The sequence below is a fragment of the Streptomyces sp. NPDC001933 genome, from assembly GCF_042890955.1.
Taxonomy (GTDB): Bacteria; Actinomycetota; Actinomycetes; order Streptomycetales; family Streptomycetaceae; genus Streptomyces.
In genome coordinates, this window is sequence record NZ_JBIASS010000001.1 from 504679 (window position 1) to 520991 (window position 16313).

General features: G+C 71.4%; 13 protein-coding genes. 5 read left to right on the forward strand and 8 right to left on the reverse strand.

The features are described from left to right. Positions 1–211: 211 nt before the first annotated feature. Positions 212–946: an ABC transporter permease gene (locus ACFYY7_RS02215; protein WP_388655871.1), complete on the forward strand. Its 735-nt coding sequence runs from the start codon at positions 212–214 to the stop codon at positions 944–946. A gap of 2 nt (positions 947–948) precedes the next feature. On the opposite strand, the gene ACFYY7_RS02220 is transcribed toward ACFYY7_RS02215, so the two are convergent. After that, the gene (locus tag ACFYY7_RS02220; RefSeq protein ID WP_388655874.1) at positions 949–1611 is read right to left on the reverse strand and encodes an HAD-IA family hydrolase; all 663 of its coding nucleotides are present in this window, start codon (positions 1609–1611) and stop codon (positions 949–951) included. Positions 1612–1834: 223 nt separating this feature from the next. Further along, a complete protein-coding gene (locus tag ACFYY7_RS02225) occupies positions 1835–2023 on the reverse strand; it encodes a peptidoglycan-binding protein (protein ID WP_388655877.1) in 189 nt (62 codons plus the stop codon). Between the two features lie 985 nt (positions 2024–3008). Between ACFYY7_RS02225 and ACFYY7_RS02230 the strand changes: the two genes are divergently transcribed. Next, positions 3009–5057: an MFS transporter gene (locus ACFYY7_RS02230; protein ID WP_388655879.1), complete on the forward strand. Its 2049-nt coding sequence runs from the start codon at positions 3009–3011 to the stop codon at positions 5055–5057. A gap of 21 nt (positions 5058–5078) precedes the next feature. On the opposite strand, the gene ACFYY7_RS02235 is transcribed toward ACFYY7_RS02230, so the two are convergent. Together ACFYY7_RS02235 and ACFYY7_RS02240 are read right to left on the reverse strand one after the other, a co-directional pair. Further along, positions 5079–5567, reverse strand: coding sequence for a GNAT family N-acetyltransferase (locus tag ACFYY7_RS02235; protein ID WP_388655882.1), 489 nt, complete (start codon positions 5565–5567; stop codon positions 5079–5081). 94 nt (positions 5568–5661) lie between these two features. Further along, positions 5662–6747 carry a DUF2330 domain-containing protein gene (locus ACFYY7_RS02240; RefSeq protein WP_388657085.1) on the reverse strand — a complete coding sequence of 362 codons (1086 nt, stop codon included), beginning with the start codon at positions 6745–6747 and terminating at the stop codon, positions 5662–5664. 384 nt (positions 6748–7131) lie between these two features. On the opposite strand from ACFYY7_RS02240, the gene ACFYY7_RS02245 reads away from it, so the two are divergent. Then, entirely contained in the window at positions 7132–9165 is a 2034-nt protein-coding gene (locus ACFYY7_RS02245; protein WP_388655884.1) for a bifunctional glycosyltransferase 87/phosphatase PAP2 family protein, read from the forward strand. 132 nt (positions 9166–9297) lie between these two features. On the opposite strand, the gene ACFYY7_RS02250 is transcribed toward ACFYY7_RS02245, so the two are convergent. Both ACFYY7_RS02250 and ACFYY7_RS02255 read right to left on the reverse strand, forming a co-directional pair. After that, positions 9298–10305, reverse strand: a complete 1008-nt coding sequence (locus tag ACFYY7_RS02250; protein ID WP_388655887.1) for an AEC family transporter — start codon at positions 10303–10305, stop codon at positions 9298–9300. Positions 10306–10432: 127 nt separating this feature from the next. After that, positions 10433–11683 carry a cytochrome P450 gene (locus tag ACFYY7_RS02255; protein WP_388655890.1) on the reverse strand — a complete coding sequence of 417 codons (1251 nt, stop codon included), beginning with the start codon at positions 11681–11683 and terminating at the stop codon, positions 10433–10435. A gap of 282 nt (positions 11684–11965) precedes the next feature. On the opposite strand from ACFYY7_RS02255, the gene ACFYY7_RS02260 reads away from it, so the two are divergent. Then, the gene (locus tag ACFYY7_RS02260) at positions 11966–13135 is read left to right on the forward strand and encodes a steroid 3-ketoacyl-CoA thiolase (RefSeq protein WP_388655893.1); all 1170 of its coding nucleotides are present in this window, start codon (positions 11966–11968) and stop codon (positions 13133–13135) included. Between the two features lie 113 nt (positions 13136–13248). After that, positions 13249–14562 (forward strand): alpha/beta hydrolase, encoded by a 1314-nt coding sequence (locus ACFYY7_RS02265; RefSeq protein WP_388655896.1) that lies wholly within the window; start codon positions 13249–13251, stop codon positions 14560–14562. Between the two features lie 120 nt (positions 14563–14682). Here the strand turns inward: ACFYY7_RS02265 and ACFYY7_RS02270 are convergent, their stop codons facing one another. Continuing rightward, on the reverse strand, positions 14683–15438 hold the full coding sequence (locus tag ACFYY7_RS02270; RefSeq protein ID WP_388655899.1) for a hypothetical protein: 756 nt from the start codon (positions 15436–15438) through the stop codon (positions 14683–14685). A 261-nt stretch (positions 15439–15699) separates the two neighbouring features. Beyond that, a complete protein-coding gene (locus ACFYY7_RS02275; protein ID WP_388655902.1) occupies positions 15700–16140 on the reverse strand; it encodes a transglycosylase SLT domain-containing protein in 441 nt (146 codons plus the stop codon). Positions 16141–16313 lie beyond the last annotated feature (173 nt).

A 16313-nucleotide genomic window follows, 5' to 3' on the forward strand; every position in this document is an offset into this window, starting at 1 on the left:
TCGTGGCCGTGCCAGGTTTCCGTGGGGTGGGCACCAGGTAACAGAGTGGCGACATGGGCACGTCACATCAAGGGTTCTGACGAACAGGGCTGGGGCATGGGGGCGTACGTCCACATCTGCGCGGGCGCACAGGCTGACGCGGCGACAGCTCATTGGTGTGGGCGGTTGATTCGCGCGACCGGTCGGGCCGGGCCGGTTGTAGGGTCGCGGCGTGCTGCTACCGGTCAACATCACGCTCGGGGTCGTACTCGCCCTGCTGCTCGCCGCGGGGGCCACGGTCGCCGCTCTGGCCTCGCTCGGCCGGTCGCGCGAGATCCTGCTGGCCGGGCTGCGGGCCGCGGTCCAACTCGCCGCCGTCTCCCTGCTCATCGGCTGGGTGGTCCACTCGGTGGCGCCGCTGCTCGGGTTCGTGGCGCTGATGTACGCCGTGGCGGTACGGACCGCGGGCCGCCGGGTCACCCGCAATCGCACCTGGTGGTGGGCGGCGCTGCCGATCGCGGCAGGGGTCGTTCCGGTGGTCGCCCTGTTGCTGCTCACCGGGCTCGTGCCGGTCCGGGGCATCGCGCTGATCCCGGTGACCGGCATCCTCATCGGCGGTGCGCTGACCGCGACCGTGCTCGGCGGAAGGCGGGCGCTGGACGAGCTGACGACCCGGCGCGGGGAGGTGGAGGCGGGTATGGCGCTCGGGCTGCTCGACCGTGACGCGCGGCTGGAGATCGCCCGGCCCGCGGCGTCGGACGCGTTGCTGCCGGGGCTCGATCAGACCCGGACGGTGGGGCTCGTCACCTTGCCCGGGGCCTTCGTGGGCATGCTGCTGGGCGGCGCCTCACCGGTGCAGGCGGGGGCCGTGCAGCTGTTCGTACTGGTCGCCCTGATGGCCGTGCAGGCGGTGGCCGTCACGGCGGTGCTCGAACTGGTGGCGCGGGGGCGGCTGCACCGGGAGTGACGTCAGCGCGCGCTGATGAGCAGTCGGATCGAGCCGTCCGGGGCGGCTTCCACCCGGATCTGCGTCAGATCCTCGACGTGCGCGTCGGGGGAGAGCGCTCCGGCGCGCGGGCCGACGCCCACGACGCGCATGCCCGCCGCCCGGCCTGCCGCGATGCCCGCCTCCGAGTCCTCGAGGACGATGCAGTCCGCCGGGTCGAAGCCCAGCTCGGCCGCGCCCTTGAGGAAGCCCTCGGGATCCGGCTTGCTGGCGCCCACGCTCTCGGCGGTGACGCGGACGGCGGGCATCCGCAGGCCCGACGCGGTCATCCGGGTCCGGGCCAGCGCCTCGTCCGCCGAGGTGACCAGGGCGTGCGGCAGCCCGCTGATCGCGTCCATGAAGGCGGGTGCGCCGCCGATAGGTACGACGCCTTCGGTGTCGGCGGTCTCCTCGGCGAGCATGGCCCGGTTGTCCGCGTGGTTCTGCTCCATCGGGCGGTCCGGGAGGAGCACCGCCATGGTGGCGTACCCCTGCCGTCCGTGGACGACCTTGAGCGCGGCCTCCGGGTCCAGCCCCTCGCGCAGCGCCCAGCGCCGCCAGCAGCGCTCCACGACGGCATCGGAGTTCACCAGGGTGCCGTCCATGTCCAGGAGGAGGGCGCGGGCGGTGATGACGGTGGCCGGCATGGGCGGGCTCCAGAGCGCGGGGGAGCGACGACGCCGGGAAGCGACGACGCGGGAAAGAGAACAAGCAGCCTCGCCCGCCGGTCAGGGGGTGGCGGGCGGAGGCTACTTTGTTCCATCACGATACAAAAACCTGTCCGAGAAAGCCAATTCCGTCGGTTTCGGGTGGCCGGTACGGCGGAACGCGGGCGAGGCGGCGGAACGCGACCGGCCGGCCATCGACCGGTCACTGGCCGGTTGTCTCCGCCTCCAGCGCGCGGCGGGTGCTGGGGCCGTACACCCCGGGCGGATCGCCCTCGATGGACTTGTACGACTGGTAGACGCTCACCGCGTGCTCGACCTGGTTCGTGTAGTCGCCGTCGTTGCGTCCGTGGTACAGCCAGACCTCCTCCAGGCGGCGCTGCAGCTCGGCCACCGCGGGACCCTGGTCGCCGCGGCGCAGCGTGGGGCCGGCCAGGGATGCGGGCGGTTCGGCCGGCGGCGGGCTGCTCGCGGGGTGCGAGGGTGCGACGGAGGGCGGCGCGGTGTGGAGGCGGTGGACGCGGAGGGGGATGGCGAGGTGCTTGCCGAAGGTGAGGGCGAGGCCGGTGCGGACTGTGACACGGAGGCCGACGCGGAGGGCGAGGGCGGCCCGGAGGCCGGTGCCGGCTTCGTCGCGGGGATGCTCGCCTCGGGCACGTCGACCGCCGCGCCGGGCAGGGCCTGTCGCCGGTCCGTGTCCCCGTTGTCGCCGCCGCCGAGGAGCCCGGTCGCGAAGGCCGCCGTGCCCACCACGGTGGCCAGGGTCGCCGCCACGGCGACGGCCACGAAGGGGCGGCGGCGCCGAGGGTTGCCGGGCTCCTCGCCGGGCGCCCCGGCGGGAAGGCCGGGGCCGTCAGGACCGACGGCGTCGGGCAGCGGGCCCTCCGTGGTCGGGCCGAGGAAGAGCGGCATCGTCGTGGCCGCGTCCTGCGGGGGGTGGTGCGGCCCGCGCTCCTGCGGGGTCTCGTCGCCGCCCGCCGGGGCGCTGTCGACCCCCAGCGTCACGTACGGACGTATCCGCAACGGATCGAAGTCCTCGGCGGCCGCCATCTCCGCCTTCTCGGCCGCCGACCGCTCGGCGGCCCGGTGCTGCTCGACGGCCCGCCGCGCACATACGCACCCGGCCCCCGCCCCGGAACCGTCTCCGAACCCGGCTCCGGGTCTGCTGTCCGTACCGCACTCCGGGCATATATGTCCGGTCATTGTGGGTCCCTCCCCTTGAATGCCCTGCGATTATGCAGCGCGCCGCCGGAATGCCCAACGCCGCACACCGGCGCCGCGCACCGCAGCGCGGCGCCCGTTCCCGTAGCGCCGACTCGGCAGGCCGTAACGGCACGAAAAGGCCAGGATGGGGATGTAGCGGACCCGAGGAGATGTCCATGGCCCAGCACCTGAGCCCCCCGGCCCCGACCCCGGCCCCCGGTGAGGAGCCCTCCACGCGGTCGGTCCTCGTGCCCATCGGTGCGCTGCTCCTCGGCATGCTCCTGGCCGCACTCGATCAGACCATCGTCTCCACCGCACTGCCGACCATCGTCAGCGACCTCGGCGGCCTGGAACATCTCTCCTGGGTGGTCACGGCCTATCTGCTGGCGTCGACCGCGGCGACCCCGCTCTGGGGCAAGCTCGGTGACCAGTACGGCCGCAAGAAGCTCTTCCAGGCCGCCATCGTCATCTTCCTCATCGGCTCGGCGTTCTGCGGCATCGCCCAGAACATGCCCCAGCTCATCGGCTTCCGGGCTCTTCAGGGCCTCGGCGGCGGCGGGCTCATGGTGCTCTCGATGGCGATCGTCGGCGATATCGTCGCGCCGCGCGAACGCGGCAAGTACCAGGGCCTGTTCGGTGCGGTCTTCGGTGCGAGCAGTGTCCTCGGACCGCTCCTCGGCGGTCTGTTCACCGAGCACCTCAGCTGGCGGTGGGTCTTCTACATCAACCTGCCGGTCGGCGTCGTGGCGCTCCTGGTGATCGCCGCCGCGCTGCACATCCCGGTCCGCGGCACGAAGCACACCATCGACTACCTCGGCACCTTCCTCATCGCCTCCGTCGCCACCTGCATGGTCCTCGTCGCCTCGCTCGGCGGCACCACCTGGGCATGGGGCTCGGCCCAGATCATCGGCCTCGCCGTCCTGAGCGTCCTGCTGCTGATCGCCTTCGTGTACGTGGAGCGCCGGGCCGCCGAACCCGTCATCCCGCTGAGGCTCTTCCGGATCAGGACCTTCACCCTCGTCGCCGTCATCAGCTTCGTCGTCGGCTTCGCGATGTTCGGCGCGATGACCTACCTGCCGACCTTCCTCCAGGTGGTGCACGGCATCTCACCGACGATGTCCGGTGTGCACATGCTCCCGATGGTGCTGGGCCTGCTCATCACCTCGACCGCGTCCGGGCAGATCGTCAGCCGCACCGGCCGCTGGAAGGTCTTCCCGATCGTGGGCACCGGCCTCACCGCGATCGGACTCATGCTGCTGCACCGGCTCACGGAGACCAGCAGCACCTGGGTGATGAGCAGCTACTTCTTCGTCTTCGGCGCGGGGCTCGGCCTGGTGATGCAGGTCCTGGTGCTGGTGGTGCAGAACGCCGTCACGTACGAGGACCTCGGCGTCGCCACTTCCGGTGCCACCTTCTTCCGCTCCATCGGCGCCTCGTTCGGCGTCGCCGTGTTCGGCACGATCTTCACCAACCGGCTCATCGACAAACTGACCGTCGCGCTCGCCGGGCAACCGCTGCCCCCCGGGGCCGATGTGAACGGGCTGGCCTCCGACCCGCGCGCCATCGGGCAACTGCCGCCCGCGCTGCGGCCGGCGGTGCTCCACGCGTACGCGACGTCGATCACGGACGTGTTCCAGTACGCGGCCCCCGTCGTGCTGATCGCCTTCGCCTTCGCCTGGTTCCTCAAGGAGGACAAGCTGCGCGGCTCGGTGACCGCTCCGGAGGCCAGCGAGACCCTGGCGTCGAACCCGGTCGAGCGGTCCTCGTACGACGAATGCGCCCGCGCCCTCTCGGTGCTCGCCACGCGTGCGGGGCGCCGGGAGATCTACGTGAAGATCACCGCGCGGGCGGGTTACGACCTGCTGCCCGCGGCGAGCTGGATGCTGCTGCGGATCAGACGGCACGGCACGGTCGAACCGGCCATGCTCGCCGACACCACCCCGGTGCCGCTGCGGGTGATCAGCGACGCGGCCCGGCAGCTGGAGGAACGCGGGCTGGCCCGCCGCGAGGGCGTGCAACTGGTGCTCACCGAGGCGGGTTCGGAAGCCGTGGTGAAGCTCGCGGAGGCACGTGAGGAGTCCATGGCCGAGCTGCTGGGCGACTGGTGGGGGCCGGACCGGCCGACCGACCTGGTCAGGCTCGTGGAGGAGCTGACCGCGGAGACGAACGGGTCGAGCAGGGAACGGCCGCACAGCCCCGAACCGAAGCGGGACCACGCGGCCTGAACCCCACGAGCCCCGTGCGCCCTACGGCCTCGGGCTCAGCTCCTTCGCGAACCAGTGCTCCGCGTACTGCCGCCGGTGGAACGCCGGGACCTCCCGGTAGCCGTGCTTGGCGTACAGCCCGCGCGCCTCGACCAGGTCGTCGCGGGTGTCGAGCCGGAGCGTGCGTACGCCGAAGGCGCGTGCCGCGTTCTCGACGGCCGTCAGGAGCAGTCCGCCACCGCCCTTACCGCGGTGCTCGGGGCGTACGAACACCCGGGTCAGCTCCGCGGTGTCCGCGTCCACCACCAGCAGCCCGGCGCAGGCGACCGCCTTTCCGCCGAACCGGCCGACGACGAACTGACCGGTGGGCGGCACGAGCAGGTCGGCCCCGTCGCCGGTGAGCCCCTCGTCGATCTCCTCGGCGGTGGCGGGCCGTCCCCAGTACCGGCTGGCGACCTCGTCGTAGTAGTCGCGGCGCAGGAGCGAGGAGTCGGGGGAGTCGAACGGTTCGGGGGCCAGCGTCCAGGTCATGCCGGTAATTCTGACCTGAACACGATCAAGTGGACCAATGGTTTGGCGGGTACCGCCCTTCACCCCGTATGCAAGCGTTCGAATCCCCCGGTGCTCACCTCGCCGGCGCCGAAGGCGGCACCACGCCCGGCGCCGCACGTCGCCGCCGGGCCCGCAGCCCCAGCAGCACCGCGGCGATTGCCACCACGGCCGCGAGCAGCGACAGCACCCAGACGGGGATGCCGCCCACGGTCAGCAGTTGGTTCTCGTACACCTTCGTCCGGTACGGGGTGTCGGCGGCGGCCGCGCGCAGCTGATGATCGTCGTGGATCCGCTCCGGCTGCGGGAACGACTGCTCGATCGCGGTGAGGAACACCGGCTTCTCGCCCGTCAGTTCCCGGAGCGCCCTCGTGTCGTCCACCACCGACCGGGGGTCGATCCTGCCCGCGTACGTCACCTCCGGCGCATCGCCGCCGATGGAGCCGCGCGGTTCCATCCGGTGCTCGGCGAGGACGTACAGGCCGAGCTGCTGGGGCGTCGAGGCGAGCTTCGACAGCCGCATCGGGTAGACCAGCCGGTCGCTGGCGAAGCGCAGCCGCAGCGGGTCGAGCGAGCCGACGAGCGGAGTGCCGCTGTCCCGGGGCGCGAGGCGGATCGCGACGTACTCCCACTTCTGGTCGACGTAGGGCTTCAGCGCGGTCGCCAGCCGGTCGGGCAGGTCGAAGCCGTTGTCCCGCAGCCACTTCTCCAGCGCCTCCGGGTCGGTCGCGGCCAGCCGTGCCACATCGAAGGGGCCGAGCCGCTCCCGGCCGACCACCTCGACCGCCGGGGCCCCGGCCGACGGAGCGGCGGCCGAGTCCCCGGCACCGCCGGAGCCGGCGAACGGCCAGTCGTGGGAGCGGGGCCAGAAGTAGTGCCTGGTCACGAGTTCCGGCTCGGTGAGGACGGAGAGCTCGGAGAAGAGCCCGGGATCACCGAGGTCCACGCTCGCGCGGTGCGGCACCGGCATGATCCAGGCCGCCTCGGGGGCGTTCCCGCGCACCGTGAGCCGCATGACGATCTGCTCGGTCCGGCCGTCCCAGTCCACCACCGACGTCTCCCGGTCGACCGAGACCTGGGCGTCCTTGCTCGGGACCATGGCCCCGCAGCCACAGGCGTACGCCGGGCTGATCAGCGACCCCAGCTGCAGCGAAACCAGCATCAGCAGCAGTGACAGCGCCCGCGCCGGCCACCCGCGCTCCCTGCCCGGTACGCCCCGCACGCCCCGCGCACTCCGCTTCACCCTCGCGCACCGCATGTTTCGTCCGGCTCCCCCGTGATCGACAACGTGATCGACAACACGGGGGAGGACGTACCGGCCGTGGATCCGGTTCCGGTTCCGGTTTCTGCCCCGATTTCGGCTCCGATTTCGACTGTACGAACGCGTATTCGGATAAAACCGGCATGGCGGTCAGGTGCGGACAAGGCTGATTGTGACTGTCTCGTAGCGTAATGCGATGGTTTCACAGCGTGCCCGGATCGAATCGAGGGGCGGGCACCGGAACGGCGGGAGGGCCGACGCGGCGTGGCTAATGCGGAGCACAGTGTGCGTGGAGATCCGGCGACCGGAGCGAGGACCGGGGCGGCCCGTGTCCTGCTCTGGCTGATCGTGGCGGCGCTGGCCGTACGGCAGATGGCGGTGGTGATAGGGCAGCCACCGGGCGAACGGCTCACCGACCTGACGGCGTGGATCAGCGGGAAGAGCGTCCTGCGCGTGCCGGGTTCGCTGTACGACAGCGACCGGTTCACCGGCACCCCGTTCGCCGGGCTGGTGCTGAAACCGCTGATCCGCAGCGCGGAAGAGAACCTGGGCGTCGTCTGGACCTTCGGCTCGCTGCTGCTCGTCGCCGCGCTGGGCATCGTCGCCGCACGTGCGCTGCCGGGGCCGGTGGCCCGCCGCACCGCGCTGCTGGCCGCGCCCGTCGCGATCAGCCTGCTGATGCTCTCGCTGCCGGTCCGCAACGCGCTGCACCTGGGGCAGACCAGTGTCCTGCCGGTCCTGCTGGTGCTGCTGGGCTGTTCCGCGGTCCGCGGGGAACGCGCCTCGGGCGTCCTGATCGGGCTGGCGGCCGCGCTTCAGCCGACGGTGCTGCTCTTCGCCGTGCTCCTCCGGCTGACCGGGCGCCGGCAGGCCGCCTCGACCGGCGGCGTGGTGTTCGCCGTCTGCACGGTGCTCGCCTGGGCCGCGCTGCCGGGCGATTCGTGGACGTACTGGGTGAACCATGTCGCGGGCTCCGGGCTCGGCGGCAGCGCGGACAGCCTCGCCAACCAGTCCCTGCACGGCGCCCTGCTCCGGTTCGGGCTCACGGGCCCGCTGGAGGTGGCGCTCTTCGTGGTGCTGGCGGCCGCCGTCTGCCTCCTCGGGCTGCGCCGTGCCGCCCGGTACGCGGGCGACGGGCAGTTGCTCCTCGCCGTCGCCGTGACCGGCTGCGTCGCCGTCGCCGTCTCGCCGACCGCCTGGCAGTACCAGCTGCTCTGGGTGCTGCTCGCCGTGGTCGGCCGGGTCGGGAGGCGGGCCCGCGACCGGCTGGTCTGGCCCGCCGTCGTGGTCCTCGTCATCACGCTGCCGGGAACGATGCTGCTGCCGAACATCGAGGCGCTCTTCCCCTTGCGCGACAACGTGCTGCTGATCGCCGCGCTCGCCGCGGCCTGCGCCGTGCCGTTCCTGCCGCGCACCTCGGAGTACTGGCAGCACCCGGTTCCCACGGACCGCGCCGCCCCGGTCCCGGCCCGCTGGAGCCGGATTCCGCTGCTGCCGTTCTGGCGGCGGGTGCCGAACCGGCCCAACCTGCTGCTGGAACTGCTCCTGATCAGGGTCGTGTACGCCGCGTACGCCCAGGTCAGGCTCGCGGCGACGGCCGGCCGCGCCACCGCCGAACACCACGGCCGCCAGATCCACGCCATCGAGCAGTGGCTGCGCATCGACATCGAACACCGGGTCAACCACGCGGTCGTGGACGTCGGCCGGCTGAGGGCCTTCTTCGACTACTACTACTCGACGTTCCACTTCATCGCGCCGCTGGCGATCCTCGGTGTGCTCTACGTACGGCGCCCCGCCGACTACCGCTGGGCCCGCAGCACCATCGGCTTCGCCACACTGCTCGCGCTGGTGGGCTTCTGGCTCTACCCGCTGGCCCCGCCGCGCCTGATGCCGGGGCTCGGCTTCATCGACACGGTCCACGGCGTCCAGGACTTCGCGAAGCCGGACTACGGGAGCCTGACCGCGATGACCAATCAGTACGCGGCGATGCCCTCGCTGCACTTCGGCTGGTCGCTCTGGTGCGGTGTGGTCGTCGTCGTGCTGGCCCCGAGGGCTTGGATGAAGGCGCTGGGGCTGCTGCACCCGCTGTTCACGGTCTCCGCGATCGTCGCCACGGCCAATCACTGGGTGCTGGACGCGGTGGGCGGAGCGACCGTGGTCATGCTCGGCTTCGCGCTCACCCATGCGCTGGCCGGGCCGCGGAGGCTGCGGCCGGTGGCCGTACCGGCGGCGGCCGAGCCGCTGGACGGCCCGGAGCTGCCGGCGCCGGTGCCGGACCCGAGAGCGACGGACGAGGCGCTGGGCAGCAGGCAGCCCTGACCGCGCCGACGGGCCGAGGCCCCGGAGGGCCGAAGGGGTGCCGGGACGAACACATCGTCCTGGCACCCCTTCGGCGTGGATCGCCGCCTGACCAGCATCCGCCCGCCGGCCCGAGTCCGCCACTCGAACGGCTCAGGGGCCGGTCGTTCCCAGGGTCCAGGTGGCGAGGGAGAGCGTGCCCATGGAGACCACCGTCGAGGCCACCACGGCATTGCGGGCCGGCCGGGTGTCCAGACCGTACTGCTGGGCGTAGATGAAGGCGTTCTGAGCGGTCGGCAGCGCCGAGCAGAGCACCACGGCGAGCAGTTGGTGCTCCGGCAGATGCAGCAGCGGGCCGCCGACGGCCAGGGCCGTCAGGGGCTGGACCAGCGTCTTGAGCGCCACCGCCACGACGACCTCGGCACGCGCCGTGCGCTCCGGCCGCGCCGTGAGCTGCGCGAGTTCCGCCGAACCGGGGGCGGCCGGGCGGGCGTTCAGGGACAGACCCAGTGTGATCAGGGCCGTCGGTACGGCGGCGGCGCCGAGCAGATCGCAGGAGTGGGCGAGCGCGTGCGGCAGCCGCAGCCCGAGCGCGGACACGGCCACCCCGAGCAACGAGGCCATGATGATGGGGTTGCGGACCGGCATCGTCAGCATCCGCCGGAACACGACCGCCTTCCCGGAGCCCGGCTTCGTCCCCGCCCCTGCCCCCGTCCCCGAGTCCAGCAGCGCGAGGATCACCGGGGAGACCAACAGGACCTGGAACAGGATGATCTGGGCGACGAACGACGCGTCACCGAGCACCTGGACCGCCACCGGGATGCCGAGATTGGCGGAGTTGACGTAGCCCGACGTCATGCTGCCGATCGCCCGGTCCGCCGTGCCCCGTCCGAAGAGCCGCCCGGCCGCCAGGAACCCGAGACCGCAGACCAGCGCGGTGCCCGCCGCGAAGGCCACCATCGAGGAGTTGGCGAAGGTGTCCAGCCGGGCCCCGGAGACCATGGTGAACAGCGCGGCGGGCATGGCCACATGGAAGACGAACCGGCCGAGCACCGCCTCCGCCTGCGCACCGAGCAGTCCGCTGCGGCCGACCGCGTAACCGATCGCGGTGAGTATCCAGATGGGCGCGAAGGCGGAGAGCAGGGCGTGCATGCCCGTCATGATCCTCGCGCCGTTGTGCGCCTCCCGCACGGGGGTTCGGCGGGAGGCGCCTCTCCGGCGCAGGTTTCCGGCTTACGTCTCCGGCTTACGTCTCCGGCTTACGTCGCCGGCGTACGGACGGAGCGGGTCAGTTCCTGGTGGTGCTGACCTGAAGCTGCTTGATCCCGTTGAGCCACGCCGAGCGCAGCCGCCGCGGATCGCCGACCAGCCGCAGATCGGGCAGTACGTCCGCGATCGCGTTGAAGATCAGGTTGATCTCCATCACGGCGAGGGACTTGCCGAGGCAGAAGTGCGGCCCGCCGCCGCCGAAGCCGAGGTGGGGGTTGGGATCGCGGCTGATGTCGAAGGTCTCAGGGTTCTCGAAGACCTCGGGGTCGTTGTTGGCCGACGAGTAGAACAGCCCGACCCGGTCCCCCTTCTTGATCTGCTGTCCGCCCAGTTCGGTGTCCTGGGTGGCGGTCCGCTGGAAGGAGACCACGGGGGTGGCCCAGCGGACGATCTCCTCGGCGGTCGTCTCCGGGCGTTCGCTCTTGTAGAGCTCCCACTGGTCGGGGTGGGTGAGGAAGGCGTGCATGCCGTGGCTGATGGCGTTGCGGGTGGTCTCGTTGCCGGCCACCGCGAGCAGGATCACGAAGAAGCCGAACTCGTCGGAGTTGAGGTTCCCCCGGCCCTCCGCGGCGACCAGCTGGGAGACGATGTCCTGGGCCGGGCACTCCTTGCGGGCGGCCGCCAGGTTCATCGAGTACGAGACGATCTCCATGGCCGCCTCGGTGCCGACCTCCTCGGTGATCGCGTACTCGGGATCGTCGTACGCGGCCATCTTGTTGGACCAGTCGAAGATCTTGGACCGGTCCTCCTGCGGTACGCCGATGAGTTCCGCGATCGCCTGGAGCGGCAGCTCGACGGCGATGTTGGTGACGAAGTCGAACGATCCGTTCTCGTCGGCGGAGGCGAGCGCGGTCTCGACGATCGAACGGGCGCGGTCGCGCAGCGCCTGCTCCAGGGAGCGCACCGCCCGCGGAGTGAAGCCGCGCTGGACGATCTGGCGGACCCGGGTGTGCTCGGGCGGGTCCATGTTCAGCATGATCAGTTTCTGGACCTCGATCTGGTCCCGGCTGATCGACTCGTTGAAGCGGATGACCGCGGTGTTGGTGTTCGAGGAGAACAGCTCGGGATGGGTGGAGACGTACTTGACGTCCGCATGCCGGGTGACGACCCAGTAGCCCTCGTCGTCGAAACCGGAGATGCCGGTCGGCTGGGCGCACCACCAGACCGGTGCGGTCTGCCGCATCTGCGCGAACTCGGGGTGCGGGATGCGGGCTTGGAGCAGATCGGGATCGGTGAAGTCGAACCCTGCGGGCAGATGGGGGCAGGACATCGGCAGCTCCAGGTCGGTCCGAGGGTCGCCCGGACGTTGCCTGACGACCCATCAGATGTTGACGGAAAGGTAGTAACGAGTTCTACAACTGGCAAGAGCGGCGGTCCGTTCTGTTGCGTGAAGGGTGAGTGAGGCCGGTATGAAGTGGTGCGCAAGGAGCGTGCAGCACTCTTGCGTACCGGGGGTAAGCCTCATAAGACTGCTTGCAGAACTAGAACGCGTACTAGTTCCATCCGTGGGCGCCGGGACGCCCCTGCGGAAGTGCGAGGAGAGGACGAGCTCATGGCCGCGGAACCCGTCATCGTCGAAGCCGTACGCACCCCCATCGGCAAGCGCGGAGGAGCGCTCGCCAATCTGCACCCCGGCTACCTGCTGGGCGAGACCTACCGAGAACTTCTCGGCCGCACTGGCATTCACGCCGACTGCGTCGAACAGATCGTCGGCGGCACGGTCACCCATGCCGGCGAACAGTCCATGAACCCGGCCCGCAACGCCTGGCTCGCCGTGGGTCTTCCGTACGAGACCGCCGCGACCACCGTGGACTGCCAGTGCGGTTCCTCGCAGCAGGCCTCCCACATGGTGGCCAACATGATCGCGGCCGGAGTCATCGACGTCGGCATCAGCTGCGGCGTCGAGGCCATGTCACGGGTGCCGCTGGGCAGCGGTTCCAAGCACGGACCGGGCAAGCCCTGGCCCGACGAGTGGAACGTCGATCTGCCCAACCAGTTCGAGGCCGCCGAGCGCATCGCCCGCAGGCGCGGGCTGACCCGGGAGAACGTCGACTCGCTCGGGCTGATCTCGCAGGAACGGGCCGCCGTCGCCTGGGCCGAGGAGCGGTTCAAACGGGAGACGTACGCCGTCCAGGTGCCGACCACCGAGGAGGAGCAGGCCGCCGGACAGGGCATGTGGCGGCTGGTCGACCGGGACGAAGGGCTGCGCGACACCACCATGGAGGGGCTCGGCCGGCTCAAGCCGGTCATGCCCACCGCCATCCACACCGCGGGCAACTCCTCGCAGATCTCCGACGGTGCCTGCGCGATCATGTGGGCCTCCAAGCGGATGGCGCGGGCGCTCAAGCTCAAGCCGCGCGCCCGGATCGTCGCCCAGGCCCTGGTCGGCTCGGACCCGCACTTCCACCTGGACGGGCCGATCGACGCGACCCGCGCGGTGCTCGGCAAGGCCGGGATGTCGCTCAAGAACATCGACATCGTCGAGATCAACGAGGCCTTCGCGTCCGTGGTGCTGAGCTGGGCGCAGGTCTTCGAGCAGGACCTCGAAAAGGTCAACGTCAACGGCGGAGCCATCGCGCTCGGTCACCCGGTGGGTTCCACCGGGGCCCGGCTGATCACCACGGCGCTGCACGAACTGGAGCGCCGGGACAAGGAGTTCGCGCTCATCACGATGTGCGCGGGCGGCGCGCTGGCGACCGGGACGATCATCCAGCGGCTCTGACCGGAAGCGCCCGCGGAAGGGTGGCCCCCGGCCCGGGGGTGTTGTCAGGTGCACCCCGGGCCGGGGGCCCACGCCGATGTCGGCGCGGTGCCCGGCCGCATAGCGTCGTGGCCATGGACAACGACAACATCCGTACGGGAAGCCGGACTTCACGCAATCGGCGACGCATCGCCCGCCGGACGACGGCGGCCGCCGCGGTGATGGTCCTGGCCGCCCTCGGCGTCGCACCGGCCGTGGCGCAACAGCCCGCAGGGACGCCCGGGGCCGCCGGGGCACCCAGTGCACGCGGGGCGCAGCACCCGTACACCGCGCACGGCAGAGGAACCCTGCTGAGCATCACCCCCGTGGCCGACCTCGACCGCGCGGACGTCGCCCGGTTCCTCGCCTCGGGCGGCATGGACACCGGCACCGTCCGCCACGGACTGCGCGCCTACCGCCTCACCTACCGCACCGTCACCCCCCAGGGCGCACCCACCACCGCGACCGGCCTTCTCGCCCTGCCCGAGGGCGGCCCCCACCGGCTCGACCTGGTCTCCGACACCCACGGCACCATGGCCCACCGCGACTACGCACCCTCCGTCGGCGAGGACTTCGGCCGCTACGCCCCGTACCTCCACGCCTCGGCCGGCCGTGCCGTCGCCGCGCCCGACTACCTGGGCCTCGGCAAGGGGCCCGGACGCCACCCGTACATGGACACCAGGTCCGCCGTCACCGCCTCCGTCGACATGCTGAGGGCCGCCCGCACCGCCGCGCGGCGCCTGGACCGGCCGCTCACCGGTGATGTGTACGCCAGCGGCTTCTCCCAGGGCGGCCAGGTCGCGATGGCCCTGGGCAAGGCGCTCGACGGCGGCGCCGACCGGCACTTCAGGCTCCGGGCGCTCGCTCCCGTATCGGGCCCCTACGACATCGAGCACGCGGAGACACCCGCGCTGTTCGGCGGCCGGGTCAACGACACCAGCGCCGTCTTCTACATGTCGTACTACCTCACCGCGCAGAGCAGACTGCATCCCCTCTACAAGGACCCCTCCGAGGCGTTCCGGAAGCCGTACGCCGCGATCGTCGACGACCTCTTCGACACGAACCACACCGAGGAGGAGATCATCCCGGCCCTGCCCGCGACGCTGAAGGAACTGCTCACCGACGGCTACTACCGCCGGCTCCAGCACCCCACCGGCGGACTGCTGGCCGCGGCGCGCGCCCAGGACGGCAACTGCGCCTGGAAGCCGGACGTTCCGGTGCGGCTCCACTCCTCGTCCGGCGACACCGACGTCCCGATCGCCAACGCCCGCCACTGCGCCGCCGATCTGGCCGCGCGGGGTGTCGACGCCCGGGTGGTCGACCAGGGCGGGGCCGACCACAACACCACGTACATGAAGTCGGGTCCGCAGATCGTCCGCTGGTTCGACACGGTGGCCGCGCGGCGCTGAGCGCGCAGGCCCGTGGGGCGGGAGGGGTCAAGGGGGAGAGCGGGGGGAGTGAGGGGTGTGGGGGGAACCCCGGCCAGTGCTCCGGCCGGGGCCCGCGTCGCCGGGGCGACGGGGCGTGCCTCAGTACGGCACGTGGGTGGGGAAGGTGGCGGTGGGGCTGAACAGTGCCGCGTATCCCTCTTCGTGGCGGCGGTGCCGCCCGGACCGGCTGACGTCCGCGACCGGGTGCGCGAGCGTGATCAGCCCGTCGTTGGCGAGCTCCTGTACGCGCATCAGCAGTGTTCGTACCTCCAGGCCGAGTTCGGCGGCCACCGTCTGCAGATCGAGGCCGGACTCCCAGCTCCACAGCAGCACGGAGTCCATGCTCGGCGACCAGATGACGGTGTGCTCCACCTCGGCAGGCGGAGACGGAGCCGGGATGTGGGCCAGGACCCCGGTCGTCGCCGGGGCCGGAGCCGGGGCGGGAATCGGGGCCGGAATCGGCGTCGGAGCCTGTGCGGGTGTCGGGGGCGCGGCCGGAGTGGGGGGTGCGGCCGCGGTCACGTTGACGGCCGGTGTCCGGGCCGGGGCGTTCCGCGGTGCGTCCGGCGGCGGTGCGGGGGTCTCGTCGGCCGGGTGCGGCACGGCGCGTTCCGGTGTGGCGGACGGCTTTCCCGTCGGTTCGCTCTTCGTCGGCGAGGCCTGGCTCAGGAGCTCCTGGGCAAGGGACCGTGCGTCGGTGCGGCCGACGGTGCGTCGTGCTAATCGCACTTCGCGTTCGTTCAGGCCCATCAAGTCAGCGATCGAACCGTCGTCGCCGACCGTGACGGCGAAAGCGGCCAGCGTTCGGCTCCGCTCCGCCTGTGTCTCGTCCAGCACCGCCTGTGCGCGGCGCATACGTTCGTCGCTGGCGCAGAAAGCTTCCGCCAGGACGCTGTTCCGCTCCCAGAATTCTCGTGGTTCCACGGAAGAGACAACGCGCCGGCCGCCGCTGGGAACGGAGGGGCGGGCCAAAAGCGCCTAAATGGACTAACGGGTCGTTAAGTTGGCCAAGTGATATCAAGTGCCCTATTCGCTCGGGCGGGTGAGGGCCGGGTACGGAGTAGACCCCGACCGGTGGTCGGGGTCTACGGGTCTGCCTGCGTACGAGCCGTCGGCTCAGTACCAGTGGTTGGCCTGCCAGAACGACCAGGCGCCACACGGGCTGCCGTAGCGGGAGTTCATGTAGTCCATGCCCCACTTGATCTGGGTGGAGGGGTTCGTCTTCCAGTCACCACCGGCGGAGGCCATCTTCGAGCCGGGCAGGGCCTGCACGAGACCGTAGGCGCCGGAGGAGGCGTTGGTCGCGGTGTGGTTCCAGCCGCTCTCGCGCTGGACGATGTTGCTGAAGCACTGGAACTGCGCGGCGTCGCCGATCATCGCCCTCGCCGTGGCCTGCGCGCTCGCTCCGACGGACGTCGGCGCGGCGGCCGGAGCGGCCATGGCCGGCGTGACGCCGAGGCCCAGACCGGTGGCGCCGAGGAGTACGGCGGCGCCGGCGACGGCGGACTTGCGGCGGGCGGTGCGGGGCTTGGCGAGGATGTTGCGGGCGAACGACACAGAGAGTCCTGACGTCGGGTACGGGGGAGTCGCGGGCCGGTCCGGATCGTGCGGTCGTGCGGGTGGACCGGTCTTCGTCGACCGCGGTCCGGTTCGGCGGACCCTGCGGTGCTCGGCGACTCATCCAGTGTTAGCGGCGGCGTTCAGCCATGGCAACGACCCCGGACACGAGC